This window comes from Pseudomonas tremae, assembly GCF_001401155.1.
Lineage (GTDB): Bacteria > Pseudomonadota > Gammaproteobacteria > Pseudomonadales > Pseudomonadaceae > Aquipseudomonas > Aquipseudomonas tremae.
Genome location: NZ_LJRO01000313.1, coordinates 41,413 through 58,601 on the forward strand (window position 1 = coordinate 41,413; position 17,189 = coordinate 58,601).

Here is a 17,189-nt window from a genome sequence, read left to right on the forward strand (position 1 = left end):
GGTTTTTGCCGTCTGTTCTAGAGTCTGGAAGCCTGGGAGGGGCTGTCACACAGTGCCAACATTGTCCTGCTAAGTTGCTTTTTTGCCTGTCAGTGAGGGGATAACCGTGAGCCAGTTCGATCTCAAGCGTCGCCGTGTCATTCAGGCAGTCGGGGCCGTCGGGGCGGGTTTGATGCTGCCGGGCGTTGCGCCGGCAGTTATCGCATCCGTCCAGGACCGGCCAAAGATGGCTGACGGTGTTCAGTCCGGTGACGTATTCGGCGACAAGGCAATCGTCTGGAGCCGCAGCGATCGGCCTTCGCGCATGGTCGTTGAGTGGGACACGCGCAGTATGTTTACCCAGCCTCGTCGGGTGGTGTCGGCGCTCGCTGATCAGCGCACCGATTTCACCGCGCGCGTCGAATTGAGCGGACTGCCGGTCGATCAGGCGATTTTCTACCGCGTTTCGTTTGAAGATGCACAGAGCGGTGTGGTCAGCGAACCATGGTTCGGCCATCTGCGCAGCATGCCGCAACAGCGTCGTGACATTCGTTTCGTCTGGAGTGGTGACACGGTCGGGCAGGGCTTTGGCATCAATCCCGACATTGGCGGCATGCGTATCTACGAAGCGATGCGTTTGCGCTTGCCCGATTTTTTTATCCACAGCGGCGACACCATCTACGCCGACAGTCCGGTGCCGGAGCAGCTCACTACCGAAGGGGGCCGCATCTGGCGCAACATTACCACCGAGGCAAAAAGCAAGGTGGCGGAGACCCTTGACGAATACCGGGGCAATTACCGCTACAACCTGATGGATGAAAACATGCGCCGCTTCAATGCCGAAGTGCCGCAGATCTGGCAGTGGGACGACCACGAAGTCACCAACAACTGGTCGCCCAGCAAACAGCTGGATGATCGTTACAAGGTCAAGGATATTCAGTTGCTGTCCTCGCGTGCCCGTCAGGCGTATCTGGAATACGCGCCTTTGCGCCTGCAAGAGGCGGACAAGGGCGGGCGCATCTACCGCAAAATCCCCTATGGCCCGATGCTCGATGTGTTCGTCCTCGACATGCGCAGCTACCGCGACGGCAATGACGCCAACCTGGCCGACAAGCCTGGCCCGACCACCGCTTTTCTTGGTCGTGAGCAACTCGACTGGCTCAAGCGCGAACTCAGCGCGTCGCGTGCGCAATGGAAAGTCATTGCCGCTGACATGCCTATCGGTCTGGGCGTGCCGGATGGCGAGGTGAGCCCCGGTGTCCCGCGTTGGGAGGCCATTGCCAACGGCAATGATGGCCCGGCGCTCGGCCGGGAGCTGGAGGTTGCCGAGCTGTTGGCGTACCTGCGCGCGCAGAAGGTTCGCGATTGTGTCTGGCTGACCGCCGATGTCCACTACTGCGCGGCGCATCATTATCAGCCGGATCGAGCCGTGTTTCAGGACTTTGACCCGTTCTGGGAATTCGTGGCCGGGCCACTGAATGCGGGCAGCTACGGCCCCAACGTGCTGGACAATACGTTTGGCCCTGAGCTGGTGTTCCAGAAGGCGCCGCCTGCACAGAACACTTCACCTTTCGCGGGTTACCAGTTCTTTGGTGAAGTGAATATCGATGGGCAAACCGGCGAGATGTCCGTCGCGCTGCGTGATCTTGATGGTGTGTCGGTGTTTGAGCGCAAATTGCAGCCGACGGTGGAAGTCGGCCGAATCGTCTGACAGACAGCTGTAGCGGGGCGGGCAGGTTTTTCGGAAATTCCTTGCAACATGCTTGTCGCCGGTGGCCTATCATGAGCTACCTAACGACGAGACCGGATGCGTTGCATGCTGGCTATCTTTCTCGAAACCCTGAACATCACCGCCCCGGTGTTTGCCATGCTGTTCCTGGGTGTGTTCCTCAGGCGCATCGGCGCGATCAACGACGGTTTCATCGTCGCCGCTTCCGGGCTGGTGTTCAACGTCACCATGCCTGCATTGCTGTTTCTGGGCATCATCCACGCTGATTTGCGCACCGCGTTGCAACCCCGGCTGCTGATTTTTTTCAGCATCGCGACGCTGCTCAGTTTCGCGTTCGCCTGGGGCTGGGCGATCTGGCGCTGCCCGTACGCCGAGCGGGGGATCTACGTCCAGGGCGCGTTCCGCGGCAATAATGGTGTGATTGGTCTGGCGCTGGCAGCCAGTATGTATGGCCCGCCCGGGATTTCTCTGGGGGCGATTCTCGCGGCGCTCGTTATCGTGTTTTACAATACGCTGTCGACGGTAGTGCTGGCTGTATACAGCCCGGTGATCAAGTCTGACCCCTGGAGCATCTTCAAAAGTGTGCTGGCCAACCCGCTGATCATCAGCGTGCTCATTGCCTCCCCCTTCGCCTACTTCAGCATCGGTCTGCCTACCTGGCTGGAGACTTCCGGCAGCTATCTGGCACAGATGACGTTACCTCTGGCGCTGATCTGCATCGGTGGCACCCTGTCGCTGGCGTCGTTGCGCAAAAGCGGCAAGCTGGCCATCAGCGCGAGTGTCATGAAGATGGTCACATTGCCGGTGCTTTGCACGCTGGCAGCCTGGCTGGCAGGTTTTCGCGGGACTGAGCTGGGAATTCTGTTTCTCTACTTCGGCAGCCCGACCGCCGCAGCCAGCTACATCATGGCGCGCACTGCCAACGGCAACTATGAACTGGCTGCGGCGATCATCGTGATCACCACGCTGGCTGCCGCGGTGACCACCAATGTCGGAATTTTCATCCTGCAGTGGGGTGGCTGGATCACGCCGACGTGACGTAGCTGTCGATCACTTCCTGCGCTGCACGAAACGCGTCGATGGCTGCCGGCACGCCCGCGTATACCGCGCAATGCAGCAATGCTTCGCGAATCTCCTCGACCGTGCAGCCGTTGTTCAACGCACCTCGTACATGGCCCTTCAGCTCTTGCGGGCATTTGAGGGCAGTCAGGGTGGCCAGGGTAATCAGGCTGCGGGTCTTCAACGGCAGACCTTCACGGTTCCAGACGCTGCCCCAAGCGTGTTCATTGACGAAGTCCTGCAAAGGCTGGCTGAAATCGGTGGCATTACCCAAGGCCCGGTCGACGTAGACATCGCCCATTACCTGGCGGCGGATCTGCTCGCCGTCGTTGATTTTTTTGTCTGTCATGGCGTTTCTCCTGGGGTCGATGCGGGTTGAAATCAGTGCTGGCGGCGCCACGCGCTGACTGTGCGCCAGGCAACGATAAGGCCCAGCACAGGCAAAACAAAGGCAAGCATCCCGCCTTCAAGCCGGCTGGCCAGCGCCATGCCGGTACTTATCGCCAGAATATGCAGACCGTAGGTCAGGTACAGCGCCAACAGTAGCAGGCCTTCGATACGGTCGATGCGGTAGCCGGAATAGAACAGCGGCACGCACAGCAGCGAAACACCCAGCATGACAGGCAGGTCGAACACCAACGCGTTCGGCGAAATGGTCAGTGGCACGGGGGCGACCAGCGCAGTCAGCCCCAACACTCCCAGAAGATTGAACAGGTTGCTGCCGATCACATTGCCCACTGCAATATCGCGTTCGCCGCGCAGCGCCGCTATCAGCGAAGTCATCAGCGCAGGCAGCGAAGTGCCAATGGCAATCACTGTCAGGCCGACAATACGCTCGGAAAGCCCCAGATGAATAGCCATCACCACCGAGGCACCGACCAGCAAGTGGCCGCCGGCAGTCAGCATCAGCAAACCGGTGGCAAGCATGGCCATGCGCGTGAAGGTACGAGGTTTTTCCGCTGTGGCGGCGTTGCCATGGCGAGGGCCATGCCCGCCTTGACGGATGATGATTATCAGGCAGGCCAGCAGCCCGCTCAGAAGCAGCAGGCCGTCGAACCTGCTGAATTCGCCACTCCACGAAAGGCCGATGGCCAGCAGGCAGGCGCCGATCATCAGCGGGATGTCTACACGCACCACCTGGCGGGCCACGCGCAGCGGGATGATCAGCGAGCAAAGGCCGAGTATGACCAGCACATTGAAAATATTGCCACCGATGACACTGCCTACCGCGATGTCTGTGTTATCCGAGAAGGCGGCTTGCAGGCTGACAGCCATCTGCGGCGCACTGGTGCCCATTGCCACGACGGTCAGGCCAATGATCAAGGGCCTGACCTTGAAAATTGCAGCCAGGTGCACGGCTGAGCGCACCGACAGCTCTGCGCCGATCAGCAGCAACAGCAAACCGCTGAGCATCTGAATCAGCGCGGGAGCGGGCAGGGCCGATAGCTGGAGAATAGGAGTGTCCTTGACTGAGGGTTTAATCGAGGGCCTGAACGCGAACGGGCGCGGTGCCGCTGCGCAGCATACCCAGTTGTTCGGCGGCTTCGCGAGAGACATCGATCAGTCGCCCGCGCGTGTGGGGGCCGCGGTCATTGACGCGCACAATCACTGATTTGTCGTTGTTCAGGTTGGTGACCTTCACTCGTGTCCCGAACGGCAGCTGCCTATGGGCGGCGGTCAGGGCATTTTGATTGAAGGGCTCGCCGCTGGCAGTGCGATTGCCGTGATGGCGGGCTCCGTAATAAGCGGCCGTGCCCGTCTCGTCATAACCGTGAGGGTCAATGATGTGATTGGCGCAACCAGCCAGCAAGGTCAGCAGGCTGCCGGCAAGAAGAAGTCGGCGCATGGGGGTGAGATCCTGAGTGCCAGTGGGATTGAGGTGAATCTCGTGCCAATGCTCTGCGTTGATATGCATTTCGTGATGCTCCGCGTCACAACTCGATGTCGCACCGCGTACTCGACACTCGACGCAGAGCGTCCGGAAAGGCGTCCCCAGGCAGGGCATGGGGACGCTAGACGCTAGAGTGACGAGGCGATCAACCCTCCAGCTTGGCCTTCAGCAGTTCGTTGACCTGCTGTGGGTTGGCCTTGCCTTTGGAGGCTTTCATGGCCTGGCCGACGAAGAAGCCGAACATTTTGCCGCGTTTGGCCTCGTCAGCCGCGCGGTACTGTTCGACCTGTTCCGCATTGGCGGCCAGTACGTCATCGAGCATCGATTCGATGGCGCCGCTGTCGGTCACCTGTTTCAGGCCGCGCTTTTCGATGACTTCATCGGCGCTACCTTCACCATTGGCCATCGCTTCAAAGACCATTTTGGCGATCTTGCCCGAAATGGTGTTGTCGGTGATGCGTTTGAGCATGCCGCCCAGTTGCTCGGCGCTGACTGGCGACTGGTCGATTTCGACCCCCTGTTTGTTCAACAGGCTGCCCAGTTCGACCATGACCCAGTTGGCCGCCAGTTTGGCGTCGCCGCTGATGCTGACCACTTTTTCGAAATAGTCGGCCTGCTCGCGGCTCGAAGCCAGCACGCTGGCGTCATAGGTCGACAAGCCGAACTGGCTCTGGAAACGCTCGCGTTTCTGGGGTGGCAGTTCCGGCAGCGTGGCGCGGGTTTCTTCGATGAACGAGTCTTCGATGATCACCGGCAACAGGTCCGGGTCGGGGAAGTAACGGTAGTCGTTGGCTTCCTCCTTGCTGCGCATGGCGCGGGTTTCGTTGGTATTCGGGTCGTACAGGCGCGTCTGCTGGATAACCTTGCCGCCGTCCTCGATCAGGTCGATCTGGCGCTGGATCTCGCTGTTGATGGCCTTCTCGATGAAGCGGAACGAGTTGACGTTCTTGATCTCGCAGCGCGTGCCGAACTCGACCTGGCCCTTCGGGCGAATCGACACGTTGCAGTCGCAACGCAGCGAGCCTTCGGCCATGTTGCCGTCGCAGATGCCCAGGTAGCGGACAATCGCGTGGATCGCCTTGACGTAGGCCACGGCTTCCTTGGCGCTGCGCATGTCCGGCTCGGAAACGATCTCCAGCAATGGCGTGCCAGCACGGTTCAGGTCGATGCCGGTCATGCCCTGGAAGTCTTCGTGCAGGCTCTTGCCTGCGTCTTCTTCCAGGTGCGCGCGGGTAATGCCGACGCGCTTGACCGTGCCGTCTTCCAGCGTGATGTCCAGGTGGCCCTTGCCGACGATCGGCAATTCCATCTGGCTGATCTGATAGCCCTTGGGCAGGTCAGGGTAGAAGTAGTTCTTGCGGGCAAACACGTTGTGCTGGCCGATTTCCGCATCAACTGCCAGGCCGAACTTGACGGCCATGCGCACGGCTTCCTTGTTCAGGACCGGCAACACGCCCGGCATGCCGAGGTCTACGAGGCTGGCCTGAGTATTGGGTTCGGAGCCGAATGTGGTGGCGCTACCGGAAAAAATCTTTGATTGGGTCGAGAGCTGAGTGTGAATCTCCAGCCCGATGACGACTTCCCATTGCATGTGTTTCTCCTCAGAAGCCTTCAGGTGCGCGAGTGTGCCAATCAGTGACTTGCTGATACTGATGCGCCACATTCAAGAGGCGGCCTTCCTGGAAATACGGAGCGAGCAGCTGCACGCCGACCGGCAGACCATCGACAAAACCCGCTGGCATGGACAAGCCGGGCAGGCCCGCCAGGTTGGCGGTGATGGTGTAGAAGTCTTCCAGGTATTCGGCAATCGGGTCATGAGTCTTGGCGCCGATTTTCCAGGCCGGGTTAGGCGTGGTCGGGCCGAGAATCACGTCCACTTCGGCAAATGCGCTCATGAAATCGTTCTTGATCAGGCGACGGATTTTCTGCGCCTGCAAGTAGTAGGCGTCGTAGTAACCCGCCGACAGCGCGTAGGCGCCGACCATGATGCGACGCTGGACTTCCGGGCCGAAGCCTTCGGCGCGCGAACGCTTGTACAGGTCGGTCAGGTCTTTCGGGTCTTCGCAGCGGTAGCCGAAGCGCACGCCGTCGAAACGCGACAGGTTGGACGATGCTTCTGCCGGGGCAATGACGTAGTAGGCCGGGATGGCATGCTGCAGGTTCGGCAGGCTGACTTCCTTGACGATAGCACCGAGCTTTTCCAGCTCTTTGACGCTTTCATGCACCAGCTGCGCGATGCGCGGGTCGAGGCCTGCACTGAAATACTCTTTCGGCACGCCGATACGCAGGCCCTTGAGCGAGGTATTCAGGCTGGCGGAGTAATCCGGGACCGGCTCGTCGATGCTGGTGGAATCCTGCGGGTCAAAGCCGGCCATGCCTTGCAGCAGCAGTGCGCAGTCTTCTGCGGTGCGAGCCATCGGCCCGGCCTGATCGAGACTGGAGGCGTAGGCGATCATGCCCCAGCGCGACACACGACCGTAGGTCGGCTTGAGGCCGGTGAGGTTGGTCAGTGCTGCGGGCTGGCGGATCGAGCCGCCGGTATCGGTACCGGTTGCGGCAGGCAGCAGGCGTGCAGCGACAGCGGCTGCCGAACCACCCGAAGAACCGCCTGGTACGCATTCCAGGTTCCACGGGTTTTTCACGGCGCCATAGTGACTCGACTCGTTGGCTGAACCCATGGCGAATTCGTCCATGTTGGTCTTGCCCAGTGTCACTGTGCCAGCCGAGGCCAGTCGTGAAACCACGGTGGCGTCGTACGGTGCCTTGAAATTATCGAGCATCAGAGACCCGCAACTGGTGCGGATGCCCTGGGTGCAAAACAGGTCCTTGTGCGCCAGCGGGGCGCCGAGCAAGGCGCCATTCTCACCAGCTGCACGCCGAGCGTCCGCCGCTTGGGCCTGAGTGATGGCCAAGTCTTCGGTGAGGGTGATGAAACTGTTGAGCTGCGGGTCGAGCTGTGCGATGCGCGACAGCAGAACCCGGGTCAGCTCTTCAGAAGAAAACTTTTTTTCGGCGAGTCCGCGAGCGATCTCGGCCAGAGTCATTTGATGCATGCAGGCGCTTTCCCTTACTCGATGACTTTCGGAACCAGATACAGACCGTCCTGGACCGCAGGTGCGATGGCTTGGTAAGTGTCGCGGCGATTTCGCTCGGTGACAGCGTCTTCGCGCAGGCGCTGGGTTGCTTCCAGCGGATGGGCCAGCGGTTCGATGCCGGTGGTGTCGACCGCCTGCATCTGATCGACCAGACCGAGAATGCTGTTCAATGCTTCGGTAGTACGCGGGATATCGGCGTCATTGAGCCCCAGTCGGGCCAGATGAGCGATTTTTTCCACGTCGGAGCGTTCAAGCGCCATGAGGTATCTCCAGTGGAAGGCTGACGGATTTGCTTTGTTGCCAATTGCGGAACACTATCGCGTTATGACTGTCTCAAGCCGCTAACGTCGAGGGTAGGGTTCGGAAAAGCGTCAATTTAGCATATTGGCTCCTTGCCCAAAATCCCTGTCGTTGTTAGAGTTTGCCGCACTTTTTTTACCACGCGTTCCCTAGGGTCCCTTTCCCATGTTCAAGAAACTGCGTGGCATGTTTTCCAGTGATCTATCCATCGACCTGGGCACTGCCAACACCCTTATCTACGTGCGTGAGCGCGGTATCGTTCTGAATGAGCCCTCTGTCGTCGCCATTCGTACTCATGGCAACCAGAAGAGTGTCGTCGCTGTCGGTACCGAGGCCAAGCGCATGCTGGGCCGTACTCCAGGCAACATTGCAGCCATTCGCCCCATGAAAGACGGCGTTATCGCCGATTTCAGCGTCTGCGAAAAAATGTTGCAGTACTTTATCAACAAGGTTCACGAAAACAGCTTTCTGCAGCCTAGCCCTCGTGTGCTGATCTGCGTGCCGTGCAAATCCACTCAGGTTGAGCGTCGCGCCATTCGCGAATCGGCCCTGGGCGCAGGCGCACGGGAAGTATTCCTGATCGAAGAGCCAATGGCAGCAGCCATCGGCGCGGGTCTGCCAGTAGAGGAAGCTCGCGGTTCGATGGTTGTCGACATCGGCGGCGGCACCACGGAAATCGCGCTGATCTCCCTGAACGGTGTGGTGTATGCCGAATCCGTACGTGTGGGCGGCGACCGTTTCGACGAAGCGATCATTACCTACGTGCGTCGCAACTACGGCAGCCTGATCGGCGAGTCCACCGCCGAACGCATCAAGCAGGAAATCGGCACGGCCTACCCGGGCGGTGAAGTGCGTGAAGTCGACGTCCGTGGCCGTAACCTGGCTGAAGGCGTGCCTCGTGCGTTCACCCTGAACTCCAACGAAGTGCTTGAAGCACTTCAGGAGTCGCTGGCGACCATCGTTCAGGCGGTCAAAAGCGCCCTGGAACAATCGCCTCCAGAACTCGCTTCGGACATCGCCGAACGTGGTCTGGTGTTGACCGGTGGTGGTGCGCTGTTGCGTGATCTGGACAAACTGCTGGCTCAGGAAACAGGTCTGCCGGTGATCGTTGCCGAAGACCCGCTGACCTGCGTGGCGCGTGGCGGTGGCCGTGCGCTGGAAATGATGGATAAGCACACCATGGATCTGCTCTCCAGCGAATAATTCGCCGGGGTGCCTTTCATGGAGCCTTTTGTATGCAGGTGGCGTATGTGCTACCTGTGTGCATCAGGCTGACGCCGAAACAGGTGCCTATCTCTCTCATTTGTCCGGGCCGGTTACATACCGCATGAATAATTGCCATTTGAAGTTCGATCCGACGATCGCATGCCTGGAAGGAGCGGCCTATTAAACCGCTTTTTACAAAAGGCCCGTCGCTGGGCGTTCGTCTGCTGGTGCTGGCCGTTCTGTCGGTTGCGTTGATGGTTGTCGACGCCCGCTTTACGATCCTCAAGCCCGTGCGCAGCCAGATGTCGATGGTGCTCATGCAGTCCTACTGGATCGTCGATCTGCCACAACGTTTGTATCAAGGCGTTGCCAGTCAGTTCGGTAGCCGCACCGAGCTAATCGCAGAAAACGAAAAACTCAAGACTGAAGCCCTGCTCCTGCAAGGTCGCCTGCAAAAGCTGGCGGCATTGACCGAGCAGAACGTTCGTCTGCGCGAGTTGCTGAATTCCTCGGCACTGGTCAATGAGAAGGTCGAGGTCGCCGAGCTGATCGGCATGGACCCGAACCCTTTTACCCATCGCATCATCATCAACAAGGGCGAGCGCGATGGCGTGGTGCTCGGCCAGCCGGTGCTCGACGCGCGCGGCCTGATGGGCCAGGTTGTCGAGCTCATGCCCTACACCTCACGCGTCTTGTTGCTGACTGACACGACCCATAGCATCCCGGTGCAGGTCAATCGCAACGGTCTGCGCGCCATCGCCAGTGGCACCGGCAACCCGGAGCGTCTTGAGCTTCGGCATGTGGCAGATACGGCTGACATCAAAGAGGGCGACCTGCTGGTCAGCTCCGGGCTCGGCCAGCGTTTTCCGGCAGGCTACCCGGTGGCGACGGTCAAGGAAGTCATTCACGATTCCGGCCAGCCGTTTGCGATCGTTCGCGCTGTGCCCACGGCAGCCCTGAATCGCAGCCGCTACCTGCTGCTGGTGTTCTCCGACGGTCGCTCGCCGGAAGAGCGGGCAGCTGATGCTGCGCAGGCTCAGGAATCGCTCGACAAGGGTATCGAGCCTACAGTGATGGCGACATTGCCTCCGCCGGCGCCCGCATTCCCGATGTGGCCGCAGGCGAGCATCCCGGTATTCCCCGGCAGCACCGCTGCTCATAAATCTGCCGCTCAGCGGACGACGCCAGCGCCTGCCGCTGTGCCTGTCACGCCAGCGAAGCCCGCCTCCCGGCCGGCCTCGTCCCGACCGGCTGCAACGACGCCTTCCGGCGCCCGGGAGCCTATCGATGGTTAGTCATGTTTCCGGGCGCAATGGCTGGGTGGTCTGGCTGACGTTCGCGATCGGCCTGCTGCTGAGCGTTTCGCCGCTGCCACAGTTCATGGAAATCTTCCGGCCCTTGTGGCTGGCCTTGCTGCTGACCTTCTGGGTTCTGACGCTGCCGCACAAATATGGTATGGCCACTGCGTGGATACTCGGGCTGATGGAAGATGTGCTGTATGGCACATTGCTCGGCCAGAATGCGCTGATCCTCAGCCTGATCACGTTCCTGGTGATGTCCTTGCAGCAGCGCCTGCGCATGTTTCCCATGTGGCAGCAGTGTCTGGTGCTGTTGGTAGTGTTTGGTCTGGCGCAGCTTGCGCAGCTTTGGCTGAGCGCGTTGACGGGTAATCGTCAGCCCACTCTGGCGCTGGTTCTGCCGGCGCTGGTCAGTGCGCTGTTGTGGCCCTGGATAAGTTACGGCCTGCGTGGATTGCGCAAACGTTTGAAAATCAATTAAACGCAAGGTGAGCGAGACGCCCTGTTGCGTCGTTCGTGCTCACCCGCACAGACACGGAGATGTCCTTATGCCCTTGCTTTATCTGGCTTCTGGCTCGCCGCGCCGCCGCGAACTTCTGACTCAGATCGGTGTGCCCTTTACCGTGCTGGGCGCTCAGATTGACGAAACCCCTCTTGACCACGAAACCCCTGCGGCCTATGTCGAGCGTCTGGCGCTCGGAAAGGCCCAGGCCGGGCTAGCGTTGTTGCCAGCCGATCAGCAGGCGTGTGTGATGGGTGCTGACACCGCAGTGGTGCTGGATGGACGCATTCTCGGCAAACCGGTCGATGAAGCGGACGCCCTGGCCATGCTGAATGCCTTGTCAGGGCGTGAACACAGCGTGCTGACGGCCGTCGCGCTCTGTGACCGGCAACGCAGTGAAACCCGTGTCGTGAGCAGTCTTGTGCGCTTTCGCCCGATTCAGGCCCCTGAGGCACACGCCTACTGGGCCAGCGGCGAACCTGCCGACAAGGCCGGGGGCTATGCCATTCAAGGGCTGGCGGCGATTTTCGTCGAGGCCTTGCAAGGCAGCTATTCTGGGGTTGTGGGTCTGCCTCTGTGCGAAACCGCAGAACTGCTCGGCCGTTTCGGCATACCCTGCTGGCAATGCCTGGAAGGTGACAAGTCATGAGTGAAGAGATTCTGATCAACATCACCCCCATGGAATCACGGGTAGCAGTGGTGGAAAACGGCGTGCTGCAAGAGGTGCATGTCGAGCGCACCCAGCGGCGGGGTATCGTCGGCAACATCTACAAGGGCAAGGTCGTACGGGTGTTGCCTGGTATGCAGGCAGCGTTTATCGACATCGGCCTGGACCGCGCGGCGTTCATTCATGCATCGGAAATCTCCATGCGCGAAGGGCCTGCGGTCGAAAGCATCGCATCGCTGGTGCACGACGGGCAGAGCCTTGTGGTGCAGGTCACCAAGGATCCGATCGGCAGCAAGGGCGCACGGCTGACGACGCAGCTATCCATCCCCTCACGTTACCTGGTGTACATGCCGCGCACTGCCCACGTCGGTATTTCCCTGAAAATCGAGGACGAGGCGGAGCGCGAGCGGCTCAAGAAAGTGGTCAGTGATTGCGTGGCCCTTGAGGGTATCAAGGAGGCCGGAGGCTTTATCCTGCGCACCGCAGCGGAAGGCGCGGGTGCTGATGAAATCCTGATGGACATTCGTTACCTGCGCAGGCTCTGGGATCAGATTGCCGAGCAGATAAAGACTGTCAGCCCGCCCACGGTGATTTACGAAGACTTGGGGCTAGCGCTGCGGACCTTGCGTGATCTGGTCAGCCCGCGCATCGAGAAAATCCGTATCGACTCTCGAGAAACCTTTCAGAAGACCACGCAGTTCGTGGCTGAACTGATGCCTGAAATTGCTGATCGACTCGAGCATTATCCGGGCGAGCGGCCGATATTCGACCTGTATGGCGTCGAAGACGAAATCCAGAAAGCTCTCGAGCGCAAGGTGCCGCTCAAGTCGGGCGGATATCTGGTGATCGACCCTGCCGAGGCGATGAGCACCATCGACGTCAATACCGGGGCGTTTGTGGGGCATCGCAACCTGGAAGAAACCATCTTCAAGACCAACCTCGAAGCGGCGATCGCGATTGCCCGGCAACTGCGTCTGCGCAACCTGGGCGGTATCATCATTATCGACTTCATCGACATGGAGGACGGTGAACACCAGCGTCAGGTATTGCGCACGCTCGAGAAGCAGCTGGAGCGCGACCACGCCAAGACCAACATCATCGGTATCACCGAGCTCGGTCTGGTGCAGATGACGCGCAAGCGCACCCGTGAGAGCCTTGAGCAGGTGCTGTGCGAGCCCTGCCATTGCTGTGCCGGACGCGGCAAGCTGAAAACCCCCGAGACCATCTGTTACGAAATCTTCCGCGAGATTCTGCGCGAAGCCCGTGCTTATCAGGCCGTGGGTTATCGGGTTCTGGCCAATCAGCGTGTGGTGGACCGATTGCTGGACGAAGAATCGGGCAATGTGGCTGAACTTGAGAGCTTTATTGGCCGCACCATCCGTTTTCAGGTAGAAACCATGTACTCGCAGGAACAATACGACGTAGTGCTGCTCTGAGGATGCTGGCCGTTTGAAAGTTATTTTGAGAAGTTATAACGAGCGCCCGAAGGGTTTTTGGCAGGTATGCCGTTTTATCGAGAATGATGTGTGGCGAACGAGCAAAACCTGTACCTGACCGCACCTGCACCGTTGAGCCGGAATCGATTCGCCGATTCCGGTTTTTGCATCCCGCAGTGGAGGGCATCCTGAAATGGGGCGCCTTTCTCGCATCATTGCGACTCTGACGCGCTGGGGGCTCGGCCTGTGTGCGCTGCTGCTGGTGCTCGCGGCGCTTTACGTCAGCCTCGGACGTCAGCTCACACCCCTGGTTGCCGAATACCGTGTCGATGTAGAAACCAAAGCCACCAGCGCGCTGGGTATGCCATTGAGCATCGGGCGGCTGGAAGGCAGCTGGAGCCGCTTTGCTCCAGTGCTGCTGGCCCACGATGTGATGGTCGGCGAAGGGGCGACAGCCTTGCGTCTGGATCGCGTGCGGGTCGTTCCCGATCTATGGGGCAGCCTGCTGGCCCGAGAAGTGCGGATCGCTCACCTTGAGGTAGACGGTCTGCAGTTCATCCTCAGGCAGGATCAGGACGGCAATTGGGCAGTGCAGGGCTTGCCGGTGCGTGACGACAGCCCGTTCGACCCCGAGCAGGTGCTGAACCAGGTGCAGGCGGTCGAACATCTGTCGCTGCTTGGTAGTCAGGTGACGGTGCAGCCGTATGATGCTGCGCCGATGACCTTGACCTATGTCGATCTGGGCCTGGCCACCGGCCCCTATCACCAGCGTCTTGATGCCCGCCTGACTCTGCCGGACGGTCAGCCGTTTGCGCTGAACGTGCGCTCGCGCATTCAGGCCAGTCAGTGGAAAGAAGGCGAGGCCGATATATACGCCAGCCTGCCGCAAAGCGACTGGGCCAAATGGTTGCCGAAAAGCCTCACGCGTGAGTGGAGCCTGTCGACGCTGCAGGCTGGCGGCGAGGTGTGGATGAGCTGGGGTAAAGGCACCGTCCAAAGCGCCACCGCGCGCCTCAATGCGCCGCAGATCAAAGGCGCCTACGCCAGCCGCAAGCCATCGACGGTCTATAATCTGGCACTTAACGCCTGGTTCGCGCGTACAGACGCAGGCTTTGACGTTAATCTTGATTCACTGGCGATGAGCCTCGGCAGCGATCGTTGGGAAAGCCGCCTGCAGCTGACCCAGGCTGCTGCGACACCTGACAGCGAAGAACTCTGGCACGTACAGGCTGACCGCCTCGACCTTACGCCGCTCACACCGTTGATCGACTCCTTTGCGCCATTGCCGGAAAAAGCCATGGCCGTGGTTGATGGCCTCAAAGTCACAGGCGGGCTGCGCAACGTGTTGCTCGACTATCGTCCGCAAGCCACGGGCGACCAGCGCCTCGGGTTTGCGGCCAATCTGGACAACATCGGTTTCAACGCTTATCGCGGCGCGCCGGCTGCCGGCAATGTCAGCGGTGCAATCAGCGGCGATCTGGGACAAGGTGAGCTGCGGCTCGATACCGATGATTTCATGCTGCATCTGGACCCTATTTTCGCCAAACCGTGGTTTTACCGGAAGGCCAATGCTCGCCTGACCTGGAAGCTGGACGATCAGGCGTTCACCCTGATCGCCCCCTACATCAAGGTGCTGGGTGATGAGGGCAAGATAGCTGCGGACTTCCTGATCAAGATCCACCTCAGTCACGATCAGGAAGACTACATGGACTTGCGCGTCGGCATGGTCGATGGCGACGGTCGCTATACCAGCAAATACCTGCCGACCGCGCTCAGCCCGGAACTCGATCACTGGCTGCGCACTGCGGTGGTGAGTGGTGCGGTCAAGCAAGGTTTTTTCCAGTACCAGGGCTCGCTTAACAAGAGCTCTCCTGACACAGCCCGTGTGATCAGCCTGTTTTTTGATGTCAGCAATGCAACGCTGGCGTTCCAGCCGGGCTGGCCTTCGCTGACCGGTGTGGATGGCAAGGTGTATGTTGAAAACAGCGGTGTACGTGTCAAGGCGAGCAAGGGGCAATTGCTGAACACCAAAGTCAGCAATGTGCTGGTGAATATCCCGCATGTCCCGTCAGGTCAGGACAGCCACTTGTTGGTCGATGGCAATTTTTCCGGAGGCCTGGGCGATGGCCTGAAAATCCTTCAGCAAGCACCGATCGGCACCGGCAGCACGTTTGCCGGATGGCAGGGCGAAGGCCCGCTGGATGGCAAGCTGAAGCTGGATATTCCGCTGGCCAAGGGCGTCGAGCCCAAAGTCCTGGTGGATTTCAGCACGGACAATGCACGCTTGAAGCTGGCCGATCCGGTGCTGGAGCTGACCCGACTCAAGGGCGACTTCCGGTTCGACAGCAACAGCGGCCTGAGTGGCAAGGGCATCAAGGCACAGGCATTTGATCGTCCGGTGACAGCGGAAATCGCTGCCGAGGGCAAGCCAGGCGCCAATGTGACGCGCATTATGGCTAACGGTCAGGTCACCGTGAAGAAACTGACTGACTGGCTGAACGTTACGCAACCGTTACCGGTGTCTGGCGATCTGCCCTATCAGTTGCAGTTGACACTGGACAGCAAGGACAGCCCGATGCTGATCAGTTCCACCCTCAAAGGGGTGGCGATCGATCTGCCGGCGCCGTTCGGCAAGACGGCAGATGAAGAGCGCCCGAGCGAATTCCGCATGACCCTTCAGGGAGCCGAGCGTCGGTTGGGCGCCGCCTATGACAATCTGGCCAACTTTGCTTTCGCAGCACCAGGCGGCAAATTCGCCGACGGGCGTGGCGAGCTTTATCTGGGCCGGGGCGGCGCAATCGTGCCTGATGCCAAAGGGGTGAGAGTTCGTGGTGAACTGTCCGAGCTGGACGTTGCCCCCTGGCAGGAATTGGCAGCACGTTATTCCGGCGGTGATGCGGGTGGTAGCGCCAAACAGCTGCTCAACAGCGTAGACCTGCAGATCGGCAAGCTGACGGCGATGGGCACCACGCTGAATGACGTACGTGTTCAATTGCAGCGCAACGCCGCAGCATGGGCCTTGTCGCTGGACAGTGCGCTGGTCAAAGGTACGGCGCTGCTGCCGGACGCCAAGTCTGCGCCCATCGGCATCGACATGCTGTATGTGCGCCTGCCAGCCTCTGACCCGAATGCCACCGTAATCGAGAACGCGCCTGATCCGCTGGCGGACATAGACCCGCGCAATATTCCGGCGCTGGACGTCAAGATCGCCCAGCTGTTTCAAGGCGATCAACTGCTGGGCGCCTGGGCGCTGAAGATTCGTCCAACGCCCGCTGGCATGCGTATGTCGGACCTGAGTCTGGGGCTCAAAGGCATCCTGCTTGAGGGCGACGGTGCCTGGGAGGGCGCTCCGGGTGCCAGCAGCAGTTGGTTCAAGGGCCATCTGGCCGGCAAGAACCTGGCAGATGTGCTGAAGGCCTGGAATTTTGCGCCGACCGTTACCAGTGAACGTTTCGAACTGAATGTTGACGGACGCTGGCCCGGTTCGCCTGCCTGGGTAGGCCTCAAGCGTTATTCCGGCAGCCTGGATGCCACGTTGAACAGAGGCCAGTTTGTCGAGGTCGAAGGTGGTGCCCAGGCGTTGCGCGTGTTCGGTCTGTTGAACTTCAATTCCATTGGTCGTCGCTTGCGTCTGGACTTCTCTGACCTGCTCGGTAAGGGTTTGAGCTATGACCGGGTCAAGGGCTTGTTGGTGGCCAGCGATGGGGTTTACGTGACACGCAATCCGATCACCCTGACCGGACCGTCCAGCAACCTGGAACTCAACGGTACGCTGGACATGGTTCGCGACCGGGTGGATGCCAAGCTGTTGGTGACCTTGCCAGTGACCAACAACTTGCCGATTGCCGCCCTTATCGTCGGCGCGCCGGCCATTGGCGGAGCGCTGTTTCTGGTCGACAAGCTGCTGGGCGACCGGGTTGCCCGCTTCGCCAGCGTTCAGTACAAGGTTGAAGGGCCGTGGAAAGAACCGAGGATCACCTTCGACAAGCCATTTGAGAAACCCCAGTAGCGCCTCATGGAGTACAGT

Annotated in this window: 14 protein-coding genes; 8 read left to right on the forward strand and 6 right to left on the reverse strand. The window is 60.0% G+C overall.

Translation table 11 applies throughout. From position 1 onward, the window contains the following. Positions 1 to 106 precede the first annotated feature (106 nt). Both ALO43_RS17885 and ALO43_RS17890 read left to right on the forward strand, forming a co-directional pair. Positions 107 to 1,690, forward strand: coding sequence for an alkaline phosphatase D family protein (locus ALO43_RS17885; RefSeq protein ID WP_054997872.1), 1,584 nt, complete (start codon positions 107 to 109; stop codon positions 1,688 to 1,690). Between the two features lie 105 nt (positions 1,691 to 1,795). Beyond that, a complete protein-coding gene (locus ALO43_RS17890) occupies positions 1,796 to 2,746 on the forward strand; it encodes an AEC family transporter (RefSeq protein ID WP_005889008.1) in 951 nt (316 codons plus the stop codon). Here ALO43_RS17890 and ALO43_RS17895 read toward each other — a convergent pair. From ALO43_RS17895 to gatC, 6 genes are all read right to left on the reverse strand, one after another. Next, entirely contained in the window at positions 2,733 to 3,116 is a 384-nt protein-coding gene (locus ALO43_RS17895) for a carboxymuconolactone decarboxylase family protein (RefSeq protein ID WP_054997873.1), read from the reverse strand. The genes ALO43_RS17890 and ALO43_RS17895 overlap by 14 nt on opposite strands. A 32-nt stretch (positions 3,117 to 3,148) precedes the next feature. Next, complete coding sequence (locus tag ALO43_RS17900; protein WP_005889010.1) at positions 3,149 to 4,180, reverse strand: calcium/sodium antiporter; 1,032 nt, start codon at positions 4,178 to 4,180, stop codon at positions 3,149 to 3,151. A 64-nt stretch (positions 4,181 to 4,244) separates the two neighbouring features. Then, positions 4,245 to 4,613 carry a septal ring lytic transglycosylase RlpA family protein gene (locus ALO43_RS17905; protein ID WP_005889011.1) on the reverse strand — a complete coding sequence of 123 codons (369 nt, stop codon included), beginning with the start codon at positions 4,611 to 4,613 and terminating at the stop codon, positions 4,245 to 4,247. Between the two features lie 190 nt (positions 4,614 to 4,803). Then, a complete protein-coding gene (gene gatB / locus ALO43_RS17910) occupies positions 4,804 to 6,249 on the reverse strand; it encodes an Asp-tRNA(Asn)/Glu-tRNA(Gln) amidotransferase subunit GatB (protein ID WP_024668791.1) in 1,446 nt (481 codons plus the stop codon). A gap of 10 nt (positions 6,250 to 6,259) precedes the next feature. Then, positions 6,260 to 7,711 (reverse strand): Asp-tRNA(Asn)/Glu-tRNA(Gln) amidotransferase subunit GatA, encoded by a 1,452-nt coding sequence (gatA, locus tag ALO43_RS17915; protein WP_024668792.1) that lies wholly within the window; start codon positions 7,709 to 7,711, stop codon positions 6,260 to 6,262. Between the two features lie 14 nt (positions 7,712 to 7,725). Further along, positions 7,726 to 8,013: an Asp-tRNA(Asn)/Glu-tRNA(Gln) amidotransferase subunit GatC gene (gatC, locus tag ALO43_RS17920; RefSeq protein ID WP_002555109.1), complete on the reverse strand. Its 288-nt coding sequence runs from the start codon at positions 8,011 to 8,013 to the stop codon at positions 7,726 to 7,728. A gap of 205 nt (positions 8,014 to 8,218) precedes the next feature. Here gatC and mreB point away from each other — a divergent pair, with 205 nt between their 5' ends. The 6 genes from mreB (at position 8,219) to ALO43_RS17950 (ending at position 17,171) form a co-directional block, all read left to right on the forward strand. Continuing rightward, entirely contained in the window at positions 8,219 to 9,256 is a 1,038-nt protein-coding gene (gene mreB / locus ALO43_RS17925; protein WP_002555108.1) for a rod shape-determining protein MreB, read from the forward strand. Between the two features lie 230 nt (positions 9,257 to 9,486). Beyond that, positions 9,487 to 10,554 (forward strand): rod shape-determining protein MreC, encoded by a 1,068-nt coding sequence (gene mreC / locus ALO43_RS17930; protein WP_054997874.1) that lies wholly within the window; start codon positions 9,487 to 9,489, stop codon positions 10,552 to 10,554. Further along, entirely contained in the window at positions 10,547 to 11,038 is a 492-nt protein-coding gene (mreD, locus tag ALO43_RS17935) for a rod shape-determining protein MreD (RefSeq protein WP_024668794.1), read from the forward strand. The genes mreC and mreD overlap by 8 nt, the downstream gene beginning before the upstream one ends. Before the next feature lie 67 nt (positions 11,039 to 11,105). After that, a complete protein-coding gene (locus tag ALO43_RS17940) occupies positions 11,106 to 11,708 on the forward strand; it encodes a Maf family protein (RefSeq protein WP_053480146.1) in 603 nt (200 codons plus the stop codon). After that, on the forward strand, positions 11,705 to 13,162 hold the full coding sequence (rng, locus tag ALO43_RS17945; RefSeq protein ID WP_005889028.1) for a ribonuclease G: 1,458 nt from the start codon (positions 11,705 to 11,707) through the stop codon (positions 13,160 to 13,162). The genes ALO43_RS17940 and rng overlap by 4 nt, the downstream gene beginning before the upstream one ends. Positions 13,163 to 13,355: 193 nt before the next feature. Then, positions 13,356 to 17,171, forward strand: coding sequence for a YhdP family protein (locus ALO43_RS17950; protein ID WP_054997875.1), 3,816 nt, complete (start codon positions 13,356 to 13,358; stop codon positions 17,169 to 17,171). Positions 17,172 to 17,189: the final 18 nt, after the last annotated feature.

Bases quoted from the DNA above. Each gene is read 5' to 3' on its own strand.
- ALO43_RS17890 (WP_005889008.1), top strand. From the start codon at position 1,796: ATGCTGGCTATCTTTCTCGAAACCCTGAACATCACCGCCCCGGTGTTT.
- ALO43_RS17895 (WP_054997873.1), bottom strand. From the start codon at position 3,116: ATGACAGACAAAAAAATCAACGACGGCGAGCAGATCCGCCGCCAGGTA.
- ALO43_RS17900 (WP_005889010.1), bottom strand. From the start codon at position 4,180: ATGCTCAGCGGTTTGCTGTTGCTGCTGATCGGCGCAGAGCTGTCGGTG.
- ALO43_RS17905 (WP_005889011.1), bottom strand. From the start codon at position 4,613: ATGCGCCGACTTCTTCTTGCCGGCAGCCTGCTGACCTTGCTGGCTGGT.
- gatB (WP_024668791.1), bottom strand. From the start codon at position 6,249: ATGCAATGGGAAGTCGTCATCGGGCTGGAGATTCACACTCAGCTCTCG.
- gatA (WP_024668792.1), bottom strand. From the start codon at position 7,711: ATGCATCAAATGACTCTGGCCGAGATCGCTCGCGGACTCGCCGAAAAA.
- gatC (WP_002555109.1), bottom strand. From the start codon at position 8,013: ATGGCGCTTGAACGCTCCGACGTGGAAAAAATCGCTCATCTGGCCCGA.
- mreB (WP_002555108.1), top strand. From the start codon at position 8,219: ATGTTCAAGAAACTGCGTGGCATGTTTTCCAGTGATCTATCCATCGAC.
- mreD (WP_024668794.1), top strand. From the start codon at position 10,547: ATGGTTAGTCATGTTTCCGGGCGCAATGGCTGGGTGGTCTGGCTGACG.
- ALO43_RS17940 (WP_053480146.1), top strand. From the start codon at position 11,106: ATGCCCTTGCTTTATCTGGCTTCTGGCTCGCCGCGCCGCCGCGAACTT.
- rng (WP_005889028.1), top strand. From the start codon at position 11,705: ATGAGTGAAGAGATTCTGATCAACATCACCCCCATGGAATCACGGGTA.
- ALO43_RS17950 (WP_054997875.1), top strand. From the start codon at position 13,356: ATGGGGCGCCTTTCTCGCATCATTGCGACTCTGACGCGCTGGGGGCTC.